General features: G+C 51.4%; 12 protein-coding genes and 1 riboswitch. Of the genes, 11 read left to right on the forward strand and 1 reads right to left on the reverse strand.

Going from position 1 to position 14,035, the window contains the following annotated elements; translation table 11 throughout:
• Nucleotides 1–60: 60 nt before the first annotated feature.
• The 10 genes from purD (at nt 61) to thiD (ending at nt 12,574) form a co-directional block, all read left to right on the forward strand.
• The gene (gene purD, locus ACKPCD_RS02390; protein ID WP_068562106.1) at nt 61–1,335 is read left to right on the forward strand and encodes a phosphoribosylamine--glycine ligase; all 1,275 of its coding nucleotides are present in this window, start codon (nt 61–63) and stop codon (nt 1,333–1,335) included.
• 96 nt (nt 1,336–1,431) lie between these two features.
• On the forward strand, nt 1,432–2,421 hold the full coding sequence (locus ACKPCD_RS02395) for a zinc-binding dehydrogenase (protein WP_276641075.1): 990 nt from the start codon (nt 1,432–1,434) through the stop codon (nt 2,419–2,421).
• Between the two features lie 245 nt (nt 2,422–2,666).
• A complete protein-coding gene (mnmE, locus tag ACKPCD_RS02400; RefSeq protein WP_321433892.1) occupies nt 2,667–4,058 on the forward strand; it encodes a tRNA uridine-5-carboxymethylaminomethyl(34) synthesis GTPase MnmE in 1,392 nt (463 codons plus the stop codon).
• A 192-nt stretch (nt 4,059–4,250) separates the two neighbouring features.
• Nucleotides 4,251–6,146: a tRNA uridine-5-carboxymethylaminomethyl(34) synthesis enzyme MnmG gene (gene mnmG, locus ACKPCD_RS02405; protein ID WP_321433893.1), complete on the forward strand. Its 1,896-nt coding sequence runs from the start codon at nt 4,251–4,253 to the stop codon at nt 6,144–6,146.
• A gap of 282 nt (nt 6,147–6,428) precedes the next feature.
• Nucleotides 6,429–7,625: an IS256 family transposase gene (locus ACKPCD_RS02410; RefSeq protein WP_321433894.1), complete on the forward strand. Its 1,197-nt coding sequence runs from the start codon at nt 6,429–6,431 to the stop codon at nt 7,623–7,625.
• Between the two features lie 271 nt (nt 7,626–7,896).
• Nucleotides 7,897–9,444, forward strand: coding sequence for a prolyl oligopeptidase family serine peptidase (locus tag ACKPCD_RS02415; protein ID WP_321433895.1), 1,548 nt, complete (start codon nt 7,897–7,899; stop codon nt 9,442–9,444).
• Between the two features lie 63 nt (nt 9,445–9,507).
• Nucleotides 9,508–9,614, forward strand: a riboswitch (TPP riboswitch).
• 78 nt (nt 9,615–9,692) lie between these two features.
• Nucleotides 9,693–10,517, forward strand: a complete 825-nt coding sequence (thiM, locus tag ACKPCD_RS02420; protein WP_321433896.1) for a hydroxyethylthiazole kinase — start codon at nt 9,693–9,695, stop codon at nt 10,515–10,517.
• Nucleotides 10,504–11,145: a thiamine phosphate synthase gene (gene thiE, locus ACKPCD_RS02425; RefSeq protein WP_321433897.1), complete on the forward strand. Its 642-nt coding sequence runs from the start codon at nt 10,504–10,506 to the stop codon at nt 11,143–11,145. The genes thiM and thiE overlap by 14 nt, the downstream gene beginning before the upstream one ends.
• Nucleotides 11,142–11,783, forward strand: coding sequence for an HAD family hydrolase (locus tag ACKPCD_RS02430; RefSeq protein ID WP_321433898.1), 642 nt, complete (start codon nt 11,142–11,144; stop codon nt 11,781–11,783). The genes thiE and ACKPCD_RS02430 overlap by 4 nt, the downstream gene beginning before the upstream one ends.
• 8 nt (nt 11,784–11,791) lie before the next feature.
• Nucleotides 11,792–12,574 (forward strand): bifunctional hydroxymethylpyrimidine kinase/phosphomethylpyrimidine kinase, encoded by a 783-nt coding sequence (gene thiD, locus ACKPCD_RS02435; protein WP_321433899.1) that lies wholly within the window; start codon nt 11,792–11,794, stop codon nt 12,572–12,574.
• A 36-nt stretch (nt 12,575–12,610) separates the two neighbouring features.
• Here thiD and ACKPCD_RS02440 read toward each other — a convergent pair whose 3' ends face one another.
• Nucleotides 12,611–12,967, reverse strand: a complete 357-nt coding sequence (locus ACKPCD_RS02440; protein WP_276645371.1) for a GIY-YIG nuclease family protein — start codon at nt 12,965–12,967, stop codon at nt 12,611–12,613.
• A 349-nt stretch (nt 12,968–13,316) separates the two neighbouring features.
• On the opposite strand from ACKPCD_RS02440, the gene ACKPCD_RS02445 reads away from it, so the two are divergent.
• Nucleotides 13,317–13,979 carry an HAD family hydrolase gene (locus tag ACKPCD_RS02445; protein WP_321433900.1) on the forward strand — a complete coding sequence of 221 codons (663 nt, stop codon included), beginning with the start codon at nt 13,317–13,319 and terminating at the stop codon, nt 13,977–13,979.
• Nucleotides 13,980–14,035 lie beyond the last annotated feature (56 nt).

Consider the following 14,035-nt stretch of genomic DNA (forward strand, 5'->3'; position numbering starts at 1 on the left):
TTCAGAACTCGATTAATAGGCAATATCAAGCTTCATATAAAAGGTTGGAGGATCTCAAAGATGAAACTTCTTGTAATCGGCAGTGGCGGACGCGAGCATGCCATCGCTAAAAAATTAATGCAAAGCCCGTTGGTGGAGACTGTTTACTGCGCCAAAGGCAACCCAGGGATGGCCCAGGACGGCATCACGTTAGTAGACATTGCGGAAAACGATCACCAAGGATTGATCCAATTCGTCAAAGACAACAACATCGCTTGGACTTTCGTCGGACCGGAAATCCCTTTGTTTGAAGGGGTTACGGATGCATTTGAAGCGGCTGGCCTGAAAGTCTTCGGACCCAGCAAAAAAGCGGCCGACTTGGAATGCTCCAAGCAATTCGCAAAAGACCTGATGAAAAAATACGGCATCCCGACTGCAGCCTATGAGACATTCGAAGACTATGAGGCAGCTGTTGCTTATGTGGAAGCCAATGGTGTTCCGATCGTCATCAAGGCGGACGGTCTGGCGGCCGGCAAAGGCGTCGTTGTCGCGATGACGATGACGGAGGCTCTGGATGCACTGAACGACATGCTCCTGCAAGGCAAATATGCAGCCGGCAAACCGAAAGTCGTCATCGAAGAGTACCTTGAAGGGGAAGAATTCTCGTTGTTCGCGTTGGCGAATGGTGCGAAGTATTACTATTCAGGCGTCGCACAGGACCACAAGCGGGCTTACGACGGCGACAAAGGACCGAATACGGGCGGCATGGGCGCTTATTCGCCTGTACCGCAAGTATCCGAAGCTATGATTCAAGAAGTGCTGGATACGGTCGTAAAACCGACTGTAGAGGCGATGGTTGCTGAAGGCATCCCATTCAAGGGAGTTGTCTATGCCGGCTTGATGATCACCGCCAAAGGGCTGCGCGTCATCGAATTCAATGCCCGTTTCGGCGATCCGGAAACACAGGTCATCATGAATCAGATGGCATCCGATTTGGCGCAAGTCATCGATGACATCCTGAACGGAAAAGATCCGGTCATCGAAATGTACACCGATCGTTACACTTTGGGTGTCGTTGTTGCCGCTGAAGGCTATCCGGAAGCGCCGATGAAAGATATCCCATTGCCTGATCTGGATAAGGAAAATGCGGATTGCATCGTCTATGCAGCAGGCGTGAAGGCTGGCGAACAAGGACTATTGTCAAACGGCGGTCGTATCCTGTTGATCGCTGGCCAAGGCGAAACGCTCCAAGCCGCGCAAGACAAAGCCTACCGTTACCTGAGTGCAAATCCGATTGCGCACACGTTCTACCGTTCCGATATCGGAGCAAAAGCGATCCGTTTTACCGAAAAATAGCAAGTGAGAGGGAGGCTTCGGGTCTCCCTCTTTGTATTTCTGTCCGGAAAAGTTATACTGAATCTGACAGAACTATTCATTTGAGGAGTGATCGATATGGTGAAAACATTGATTCACAGCGGAAAAGTCGGACTGGAAGGTTTGAAATGGGAAGACCGTGCGGAACAGCCGGCGGGACCTTTCGAGATCAAAATAAAGGTCAAAGCGGCGGGACTGAATCATCGCGACCTTTTTGCCTTGAGCCAAGTCCATGAGAAGCATCCGGTTGTCATCGGATCGGATGCTGCCGGTGTCGTTGTGGCTGTCGGAGCAGAGGTGACACGTTTCAAAATCGGTGATGAAGTGATGCTTTATCCCGGCAGTGGTTGGCGCAAGAACAGCGATACGGCACCGGAAAATTTCACGATCCTCGGGAGTTCGGAGCAGGGGGCGATGGCGGAGGAAATCGTTGTTTCCGAAGAGAATGCTGTCCATAAACCGGCCCATCTGTCTTGGGAAGAAGCCGGGGTGTTGTCTCTGTCCGCTTTGACAGCTTACCGGGCTTTGTTCACAAAAGGCGGCGTATCGGAAGGCATGAAAGTCCTGATCCCAGGCATCGGCGGCGGAGTGGCCACCTACCTGCTGCAATTCGCCAAGGCCGCTGGAGCGACAGTGTATGTCACTTCCCGCTCCCAAGAAAAATTGGGAACGGCGCTGCAGCACGGAGCCGATAAAGGGCTACTGCACGATGAGGATTGGGTCGAAGGAATCGGCGGAAAAGTGGATGTCGTGATCGAATCGGTCGGAGCAGCCACTTTCGACAAATCGCTGGATGCGGTCCGCAGAGGCGGCACCATCGTGACTTTCGGCTCATCGACGGGCGATCTGGTCACCTTCGATCTGCGGAAATTCTTTTACGGACAATACACGCTGAAAGGTTCGACAATGGGCAGTTTTGAAGAATATGAAGCGATGATCCGTTTTGTTGAGGAACATGATCTCCATCCAGTGGTCGATGCCGTTTACCCGGCAGAGCAGTTCAAGGAGGCTTTCCAACGGCTGGAAAGTGCCGAACAGACAGGGAAAATCGCCCTGCAGATTGGCTGATCCGCAACAGCATCCTCCTGTTGGCGGGCGGAGCTTTGTATCTGATGATGAAATGAAAAAACATCCGTCAAATGCTTGCATTGCGCCCGCATTGCTTGTATAATCGGCTAGAAATCTATTTAAAGTAAGCTGAAAAGAATATCCAAAGTGAACTGCAGTCAAAGTGCTTTTCCTCCCGCTTGAACGAAGGGGAGGAGTGGGCGCTTTTTTTGTACGCTGAAATGACCGAGAAAGGATGAAAATGAATGATTACAAATGAATTTGATACCATCGCCGCCATTTCGACGCCGCCAGGAGAAGGGGCCATCGGAATCGTGCGTTTGAGCGGGGATCAGGCGATCCAGATCGCCGATGCCTTATACCGAGCCGGGACGAAGCATTTGGCTGACGTCGCCACACACACCATCAATTACGGCCACCTATATGATCCGCGCACAGGCGACATGATCGACGAGGTCATGGTGTCCGTCATGCACGGACCGAAGACGTTCACCCGCGAAGATGTCGTGGAAATCAACTGCCACGGCGGTGTCGTGAGCGTCAACCGGATTCTGCAGACGATCCTCCAGAACGGCGCCCGCATGGCGGAGCCCGGGGAATTCACGAAGCGTGCCTTCTTGAACGGCCGGATCGATCTGTCGCAGGCCGAAGCGGTCATGGACTTGATCCGTGCTAAGACCGATCGTGCGATGAATGTGGCTCTACATCAGTTGGACGGCAAATTGTCCGGCATGATCCGGGATATCCGTCAGATCATCCTGAACACCTTGGCTGAAGTCGAAGTGAACATCGACTACCCGGAATACGATGACGTCGAGGAAGTGACGACGAAGCTCTTGAAGGAACGCACCATTGAAGTGCGCGGACACATCCAGCACTTGTTGGATACCGCCAAGCAAGGGAAGATCCTGCGCGAAGGTCTTCAGACAGCCATCATCGGCCGCCCGAACGTAGGCAAATCCAGTTTGCTGAACCGCCTGTTGCGTGAAGAGAAAGCCATCGTGACGGATATTGCCGGCACTACCCGCGATACGATCGAGGAATACGTGAACGTCAGAGGCGTTCCATTGAAGCTGATCGACACGGCGGGCATCCGCGAAACGGATGATGTCGTGGAAAAGATCGGAGTAGAACGCAGCCGGAAAGCCTTGGCCGAAGCCGATCTGATTCTTCTGTTGATCAACCAGAATGAAGGGCTGACGGAAGAAGACAAGCAGCTTCTGGAAGACACGAAGGACATGAACCGCATCATTCTTATGAACAAAATGGATCTGGAAGCCAAGATGACAACCGGCGAGCTGGAACCTTGGAGCGATCCTGAAAGAATCATCGAAACATCGATGCTGAGCGAAACCGGCCTGGACCAACTGGAACAACAGATCACGAAGATGTTCTTCTCCGGGGAAACCGGCGAGAAGGATGCTACCTATGTATCAAATGTCCGCCACATCGCGCTCTTGAACGATGCGATGGACTCGCTGGATGAAGTGCTGAGCGGCATCGCATCAGGCATGCCGATCGACCTCGTCCAGATCGACTTCACCCGTTGCTGGGACCTGCTCGGAGAAATCACCGGCGACAGCGTCCAAGACGAACTCCTCACCCAACTATTTACACAGTTCTGTTTAGGGAAATAACAGTGTGTGATGAATCCTGAGCTCAGAGTTTGAGCACTAACGAGGTTCAGGACTAAGCAGCCCGGTTTTGGCTGCGTGGGCCTGAACAGCGTTAGGCGGAGAACTCTAGGATTCAGAACCGTTCTAAAAGGATTCAGAGTTCAACTAAAACGATAAGAACAAATAGATAGCATAAATGAAAGGAATGGAAAAATGAACAGATTTGAAGCTGGAATTTTTGATGTGATTGTTGTAGGAGCCGGACATGCCGGATCCGAAGCGGCTCTTGCCGCTGCGCGTATGGGATGCAGCACGATGCTGGTTACCATCGATTTGAACATGGTTGCCTTTATGCCCTGTAACCCATCCATCGGCGGACCTGCAAAAGGTGTCGTCGTGAGAGAAATCGATGCATTGGGCGGCGAGATGGGACGCAACATCGACAAGACGTATATCCAAATGCGCATGCTGAACACAGGGAAAGGCCCTGCAGTCCAAGCATTGCGCGCACAAGCGGATAAGGATGACTATGCCCACCATATGAAGCATACCATCGAAAAACAGGAGAACCTGCTGTTGAAGCAAGCCATCGTTGAGGAACTGATCGTAGAAGACGGTGAAGTCAAAGGGGTAGTGACGCATACAGGCGCCGTTTACCGCGCTGGGGCTGTCGTCATCACAGCCGGAACCTCTTCCCGAGGGAAAATCATCATCGGGGACTTGGCTTATTCATCCGGACCGAACAACTCGCAGCCTTCCATCAAGTTATCCGAAAATCTGCTTGATCTGGGATTTGAATTGGCGCGCTTCAAGACCGGAACGCCGCCGCGGGTGATGGCTTCGAGCATCGATTATTCCAAAACCGAGGAACAGCCTGGTGACGTTGAGCCGAATCATTTCAGCTTCCTTTCCAAAGATGAAGACTATCTGAAAGATCAATTATCCTGCTGGCTGACGTATACGAGCCCGGAAAGCCATGAAATCATCCGCGACAATCTCCACCGCGCGCCGATGTTCACGGGTATCGTGGAAGGTGTAGGGGCGCGTTATTGCCCATCAATCGAAGACAAAATCGTCCGTTTCAGCGACAAGCCGCGCCATCAGCTCTTCCTTGAGCCGGAAGGCCGCGAAAACGAAGAAGTCTATGTGCAAGGCTTGTCCACCTCATTGCCGGAAGATGTTCAGCTTGATCTGATCCGTTCCGTTCCGGGGATGGAAAATGCCCAAATGATGCGGACAGGCTATGCCATCGAATACGATGTCGTAAAACCGCATCAGTTGCGCCTTTCCTTGGAGACAAAATTGGTGAAGAACTTATTCACTGCCGGTCAAACGAACGGTACGTCCGGTTATGAAGAAGCTGCCGGACAAGGCATCATCGCCGGCATCAATGCAGCACTGGCTGTGCAAGGCAAAGAACCTTTCATCCTGAAGCGCAGCGATGGCTATATCGGCGTCATGATCGATGATTTGGTCACAAAAGGGACGATGGAGCCTTATCGCTTGCTGACTTCGCGCGCTGAGTACCGTCTGTTGCTTCGCCATGATAACGCCGACTTCCGCTTGACCGAAATGAGCCGTGAAATCGGTTTGGTGACGGAAGAACGCTACGCCTCATTCCTTGAGAAAAAACAGGCTGTCGAAAAGGAAATCGCCCGCCTCGAAAGTACGCGCCTGAAACCGACTGAAGAGCTGCAGGCTTTCCTTGCGGAACAAAATTCCGCTCCGCTGAAGGATGGCATTCTGTTTGCGGATATTTTGAAGCGTCCAGAACTGAAATATGAAGGTCTGATCGCTTTTGCTCCGCTTGAAGAAGCTTTGCCGAAAGAGGTCATCAAGCAAGTAGAAGTGCAGATCAAATATGCCGGCTACATCAAGAAAGCAGTCGAAAAAGTGGACAAGCTGAAGAAGATGGAAGAAAAACGCATCCCTGTGAACATCGATTACGATGCAATCAACGGAATCGCCAATGAAGCCAAACAGAATCTGAAGAAGATCCAACCGGAAACGATCGCCCAAGCAAGCCGGATCAGCGGCGTCAACCCAGCCGACATTTCCGTTTTGATGGTCTACGTGACCCAAGGAAAGATTGCAAAAATTGCAGAATAAGAAGCCGGGGCTGTCTATAGAGACAGCCTCGTTTTTTGTTGTTAACCGTTAACTTTTTCTCGACTACTATCCATGATCGAGGAGATCCATTTTTCTCCTCCGGTGAGCGGAGGCTTCGCCGGAGTTCGGTTCGCATTTTCAGTTATTCTCCGATGAACCCGGTTCTATCGGAGTTAAGTCTGATTTCTAAGTTGTTTCCGTATAATTGTGTAAAAAGAAAAGGCCATACCCAAACCTTTGGTACAATGTAGTTACCACACAACATCGCAAAGGAGAACGGATATGACCCAACTAAATATTAATATAAATATGGAAGAATTAACAGAGGCAGTTTTGAACAGCAATATCACCAGCATGATGAAGTCAATGGCAGTGCTGGTTTTTAACGCTTATATGGAAGCGGAGCGGGACGAGCACATCCGAGCCAACCAGTACGAACGGACCATTAGCCGGACAGATTACCGCAATGGCTATTACGAACGGGACTTCACTCTTTCCATCGGAAGGCTCACTTTAAAAGTGCCCCGTACACGCAACGGTGATTTCTCCACTAAATTATTTAAGCGTTACAACAGGATGGATCAGGCTTTCGTGCTAAGCATGGTGGAGGCTGTGATCAACGGTGTTTCCACGAAGAAAGTGTCGAAAATCGTGGAGCAATTGTGCGGAGAAACCGTATCGAAATCGTTTGTCTCCAGTGCAATGAAGCATCTGGATCCAGAGCTTAAGGAGTTCCGGGAACGCTCTTTGACCGGGCATACCTTTCGGTATGTCTACTTCGATGCCATGTACATCAAGGTGCGCGAAGACCACCGGGTCATCAGCAAGGCCGTCTACATCGCCCAGGGCGTCAATGATTTGAACAAGCGGGAAATCCTTGGTTTCAAAGTATCGGATCAAGAATCCAAGGAGACCTGGAGATCCTTCTTACAGGATCTGCGGGACCGTGGATTGATGCAGCCTAAACTGGTGATTTCGGATGCCCATCAGGGCCTGAAAGCCGCCATTCAGGAAGTGTTTGTGGGCGCAGCCTGGCAGCGGTGTACGGTCCATTTTCTCCGGAATATCCTGGACGTGATGCCGAAAAAAGATAGCGAAGAGCAGCGTCAAGCCTTGCGGAAAATTTTCCGCGCCAACACCCTTCAGCAAGCGTTGGAAAGCCGTCAGGCATTCGAGGAGCTGACCGGTGGAGAGAACCGCTTCAGCAAGGCCTTGGAGACGTTGGACAGCGGCTTTATGGACGCAATGCAGTATCTTCAGGAACCGGAAGTCTACCACATTTCCCTGCGGACAACCAATTCCCTGGAACGGGTCAATCGCGAGATCCGTCGAAGAGAACAGGTGGTTTCGATTTTCCCGAATACTGACTCAGCGGAACGCTTGATTGGCGCAGTTCTGATGGATATCCATGAGGACTGGGAAAAGAACCGTTGGACATTCCTGATGAAGACAGGAAATCCGATCGTAGGGAGGACTTAACAATTGCACGCTCGGTTTAGGTAGGAATCGGTTTTTGATTCCTACCTAAACCGAGGGTCCTGCCAGGCTCGCCTGGCACAAAAACACACGTATCAAGAAAAAGGAACTACAAAGTGATTTTACACAGGATTTCGGACTTGACCGATTTCTATGCTGTCCTCCGATGGACGGATTCTTCACCGGAGCTGCGGACCCATTCCGTCGTTTTTGAAGATTGAACTATAGTATAATGAAATGTAAATGGAACAAGGAAGAATGGAGGGGTCAGGGAGTGAGAGGTAAAATAAGCGGCACTATTTTTACATCAGGGATAACGGCAGGTTTGCTTGCCGGTTGCGGTTCCGGAGAATCGGTGGATCAACAGGATTCAGACCAGCAAGAAGGCGTGCAATCAGCCGATGCCTATGCTGGCGTCGTGAAGACCAGCATCTATGTAAAGGGGTATGAAGGAGGACCGGGCGTACCGAAGCTCATCATCGAACTGGAGGATGCGGTCGACAGTGTCGATCCTAGCGGCTGGCAGGTCATGACGGCCGGATCGGAACGCACGGTGACGGACGTCTATACATCCGATGAAAACGGGAACCCGCAGGAGAATTCAAACTTCATCGCGATCGATATGGAGACCGGTTTTAATGATGAAACCTTCAGTGTGATCGGATCCCCGTTCACCTACAATACGACGACATCGATGAATGAGTGGTCTCCAGCTTATGAGGTCGCAATCGCTGCTCCTTCCGTCACGATCGAGGATGAAACCTACTCTTTGAGCATCACGGAGGATGCCGTGAACAACCGCATCTCCCCGGATACGGATTTGTTCACCGCCAGAGGAACTTTCAGCGGCACCTACGTGAATCCGTTGACGGATCAAGAAGAGGAACTGACGCTTTCGACAGCCGCCTATGAACCGGCGAACCTTGCCGAAGGGGAAGCGAATCCATTGGTCATCTGGCTGCACGGTCAAGGTGAAGGCGGAACAGATCCCGACATCGCAATCCTTGGAAATGAAGTATCGGCGTTGGCAAAAGAGGAGATCCAGTCCTATTTCAAAACTGACGACGTGACCGGAGCTTACGTGTTGGCTGTCCAAGCGCCTACCTATTGGATGGACGAAGGGGACGGAACGAACGGCAATGGCAGCGGTATCTCCAGATACACCGAAATCTTGATGGATACCATCAATGATTATGTAGCTGCGCATCCGGATGTCGATACCGATCGCATCTATTTGGGAGGCTGCTCGAACGGCGGCTACATGACCATGAATATGGTCATCCAATACCCGGAATATTTTGCTGCAGCTTATCCAATCTGCGAGGCGTATGCTTATTATGAATACGAGCGCAACAGTGATGGTACGTATGTGAAAGCAAGCGAGGAAGCTACCGGTACTTCCGCTTTCGTGAAGACCGGGCGAGTTTGGTTCACCGAAGAAAAACTCCAGGCAATCAAAGACTTGCCGATTTGGTTTGTCCAATCAGCTGATGACCCGGTCGTCGTCCCTGCGAACTACTTGCTGCCGACTTACCAGGCACTTGTCCAGGCGGGAGCCGAAAACACTTGGGTTTCCTACTTCGAAACAGTTGAAGGAACGGATAGCCCCGGCACGACTTACATGGGTCACTTCTCCTGGATCTATCTCTTCAACAACCAGGTGACAGGCGTCCAGGATAAGGAAGCGATCGCGGCTGCTGCCGACACTGAAACATTCGGATCAGAACCAAGCAACGCTGCCGGCGGAGGAACGGCTGCAGCCACAGTCGGCGGAACCACTTATGCGAATATTTTCGAGTGGCTGAATGCGCAATCAAAATAAAAAAATCAGCAAAAATCATCCTTGAGTAAGGCTGCCACTTATGCTAAGATAGTGACACAATTACATACGAAAAAAGGGAGCTTGTGTCAGCAGGCTGAGAGGAAGTAATCAACTTCGACCTATTACCTGATTTGGATAATGCCAACGTAGGGAAATAACATTGAATGATTCTATTCAGCGGGAAATGCCTATTTCGGACATTTCCCGCTTTTTTTGTCGCATCAAATAAATTATTTGGAGGTACTCCCATGTTCAAAATGCTATTCGAAAATGTCCAGCAACAGACGCCGCTGGTCCATTGCATCACCAATTACGTAACCGTCAATGATGTCGCCAATGTCCTGCTGGCTGCCGGTGGGTCGCCGATCATGGCGGATGCCCCCGAGGAAGTCGCGGACATCACAAGCATCTGCACCGCCTTGAATCTGAATATCGGTACACTGAACAGTCGAGCCGTGGAATCTATGCTGCTGGCCGGGCGCCAAGCCAATGCGCTCGCCCATCCCGTTGTTTTGGATCCGGTCGGTGCGGGGGCATCCCCTTTCAGGACCGAAACGACCTTCAACTTGCTGGAAGACATTGCCTTCACCGTGATCAAAGGGAACATTTCGGAAATGAAAACGATCCATTCCGGCAGCGGCACGACGAAAGGCGTCGATGCAGACATCAGCGATGCCGTGACCGAGGAGACGCTCGAGGCAACGGTCGCTTTCGCCAAACGCTTGGCCGACCGCAATGAGGCGGTCATTGCGATCACCGGCGCAATCGATATCGTTGCGGACCGGGACAAAGCCTACATCATCCGCAACGGACATCCGCAGATGGCGAAGGTGTCCGGAACTGGGTGCATGTTGTCGGCAGTGATTGCAGCCTATTGCGGAGCCAACCCGGAGCAGTTGCTGGATGCTACCGCGGCAGCGGTATGCCTGATGGGAGTCAGCGGCGAGCTGGCTTATGAAAGGATGATCCGCAATGCGGCAGGGACTTCCTCCTACCGCAGCTACCTCATCGATGAAATTAGCAAGATGTCGGCCGAAAAACTGGAAGGAGGCGCTAAAATTGAGAATAGATAAGAACGATTTGCTGCTTTATGCGGTTACCGATCGCCAATGGCTGGGGGAAGCATCCTTGGCGGAACAGCTTGAAGAAGCCATCCAGGCGGGGGTTACCGTCGTGCAATTGCGCGAGAAGGAACTGGATTTTGATGCCTTTGTATCCCTTGGCAAGGAACTGCAGGCCGTGGCCAAACGCCACCGCATTCCCTTCATCATCAATGATGCGGTCGATGTGGCCTTGGCGTTGGATGCGGACGGTGTACATGTGGGGCAGAGCGATATGCAGGCAGGAGATGTCCGCAGCCGGATCGGCGAAGAGAAAATCCTGGGTGTCTCTGCCCATTCCGTCGAAGAGGCGCTGGCGGCCGAACGGAACGGGGCCGACTATCTGGGCGTCGGTGCCATCTACGGTACAGCAACGAAGCCGGATGCCAATACGCTATCGATCGAGACGTTGCAGCAGATCTGCCAGGCGGTGAGCATACCCGTTGTGGGGATCGGAGGCATTGCTGAAGGGAATATCCTCAATCTGAACGGCAGCGGCATCGACGGAGTCGCCGTCGTATCCGCCATCTTTGCGCAGCCTGACATCACAGCGGCCGTTAAGCGACTGCGCCCGTTAGCGGAAGCGATGGTGCAGCCATGAAACTGGAAGCAGCCATCTTCGATCTGGACGGGACGTTGCTGGACTCCATGCCGATTTGGCAGGGGTTAGGGGAAAATTACTTGCTTCAGAAAAAGCTGAAGCCGGCACCTGGATTGCAGGAGGCATTGAAGACGATGAGCCTGCAGCAAGCCGCGCAACATTTTCAAACGGCTTATGGATTGCGCGAAGCCGAAGAGACGATCATTGCGGAAATCGAAACGCTGATTGCGGATCTTTACCGCTATGAAATCCCGCTTAAAGCTGGCGCAGCGGAATACCTGCAAACATTGCAGGAGCAGAATGTCAAGATGTGCATCGCCACCGCGACCGAAAGAAATTTGGCCGAGAGCGCTTTGGAGCGTTTGGGCATCCGGGACTATTTCAGCACCATCTTGACCAGCAGTGAAGTGAAGGCAGGCAAAGACAATCCGCTCATTTACCAGCGGGCGGTTGAACAGCTCGGGGCTCCCTTCGTGCAGACCGTTGTCTTTGAGGATGCCCTGCACGCCATCGAAACGGCAACGACAGCCGGTTTCCGGGTAGTCGGCGTCTATGATGAGACGGCGGCACAGGATAGGGAGCGCATCGAAGCGTTGACGGAGCAGTACATCTATTCATTTTCGGATTGGAAAGGATGAGCAAAAACATGAAAACAGTATTGACGATCGCCGGGTCGGACAGCAGCGGCGGAGCAGGGATCCAAGCGGACCTGAAGACGATGATGGCGCATAAAGTCTATGGGATGAGCGTGATCACAGCGTTGACGGCGCAGAACACAACAGGCGTGGCCGGAATCATGGAAGTGACGCCTGAATTTGTGGCGCAACAGCTGGATTGCGTCTTCAAGGATATCCGGCCGGATGCGGTGAAGATCGGCATGGTGTCGAACGCCGCAATCATCAAAGTCATTGCGGAGAAGCTGTTCGAATACAAAGCGGAAAATATCGTCGTGGACCCGGTCATGGTGGCCACAAGCGGCAGCAGCCTGATGCAGGACGATGCCAGCCAAGCTTTGCGGACGCTGCTGTTGCCGTTGGCTGATGTGATCACCCCGAATGTGCCGGAAGGAGAGGCATTGAGCGGTGTCAAAATCGAGAGGAAGGCGGATATGCTGGCTGCGGCGGAGCGCATCGCTTCAGCAGCGGGGACCAGCGTGCTCCTGAAAGGCGGCCATCTCAAGGACAGCGCCGACGATCTGCTCTTTATGGACGGGAAAGTCAGTTGGTTCGAGTCGGAACGGATCAAAAACTCGAATACGCATGGCACCGGCTGTACGCTTTCCTCGGCCATCGCCGCGAATCTGGCTTTAGGTCACGGAATGGAAGCGAGTATCCGCCAAGCCAAAGCCTACATCACCGGCGCACTCCGTGATGGAATGGATTTGGGCAAAGGCAGCGGGCCGCTCAATCATGCTTACGGGATCAACTAAAAAAGAAAACAGGCGCAATTGCGCTTGTTTTCTTTTTTAGGCTTTGGGTCTGCGGTTGTAGCCGCGTTCTCCGAAAGGTTGCTTGTCACTCAGCCATTTTTCTTCCAATTGTTCCAAGGCCTTCTTCTCATTGAAGGAAGGGTCGTCGCTCTTTTCCAGCACTTCCAAAATCGTAAAGATGAAGGCGTCCTGCCCGAAGTGGCTCCAATCGGATTGGAGCTCCTTGTTGTTGTTCGCCCCCACATTCAAAATGTGTTTCATGCCATTCAAAGTCTTCAGATTCGGGGTTTTTCCGATGAAAATCTTTTGATTTTCCGTATTCTGTACTTCGTAGATGCCGGCTTCAATAGGCACCTCTTCAAATTGGCGTCGCAGTTCTTTTTTCTGTGCCATTTCGCTTCCAACTCCCTTTCTGGGTTTACTCAAAAGCATACGCAAATTTTGATATTCCGTCAATTGCCCCTGTCCAAAGATGGATACCGCAACGGGCAATAGCTGGGTGGGTAAAATCAGTACATTGATAAATCGTCTATCTCCTAACGTTCGGAAATAAGCGGTTGGAGATAGTGAAAACTAGGGAATTCTTTCCAAATTCTAAATAAAACCTCATTATTCTGTCGTTTTTGTTTGCTATAATTTTGATTATAGTGAACATTCGGATTTTTTGGTTTTTGCATAATAGCAGGGCACGCCTCTATTGTCCGCATCCGGTTCATATTTGCGATCGAAGGGAAGATGGAAGATGGGATTACTATTATTCGATTTTGACGGTACCTTAGCAGAAACATGCAAAATTAGCGAAATGGCTACAATGGATACATTTGAACATTTCGGCTATCCCGTTCCAACCCCTGAGCAATTGCGTGAGGATAGAGGGAAGCCCCATTTTGTGAAGTTTATCGGCTATCTGAAGCAATATGCACTCTCTCCGGTCGAGATGGACAAGCTGATGGAAGTCTTTTGGGACAAATACGAAAAATATGAAAATATGCTGTTGGAACCATATGATTTATCGCGGGAGTCCTTAATGGAACTGAAAGGGAACGGCCACCGTCTGGGCGTGATTTCCAACAAAGCAACCAAGGCTTTGTTGCGCAGCCTTGCTGCAGTGGATCTGTTGGACCTGATGGAAGTGGTCATCGGATTGGATAACATGAATCAACACAAACCGAATCCGGAAGGCATCTTCACCGCTTGCGAGAAAGTCCCGATGGCGAAAGAAGAGACCGTGATGATCGGTGATACCATTTATGATATGCAGATGGGGAAAATGGCAGGCGTAAAGACCGTCGGCATCACTTGGGGGGGAAGTTCCGCCCAAACCTTGCGTACTGAAAATCCGAATCGCATCGCCAATTCCTTCGTTGAACTGGAAATCATTCTTACAAGCCTGCTTGATGCTTAAATAGATTGAAAAAAGCCGTTGTCCTTTATTCTGGACAGCGGCTTTAAAGTTGATTT

It is taken from the genome of Trichococcus flocculiformis, assembly GCF_963662535.1.
GTDB lineage: Bacteria > Bacillota > Bacilli > Lactobacillales > Aerococcaceae > Trichococcus > Trichococcus flocculiformis.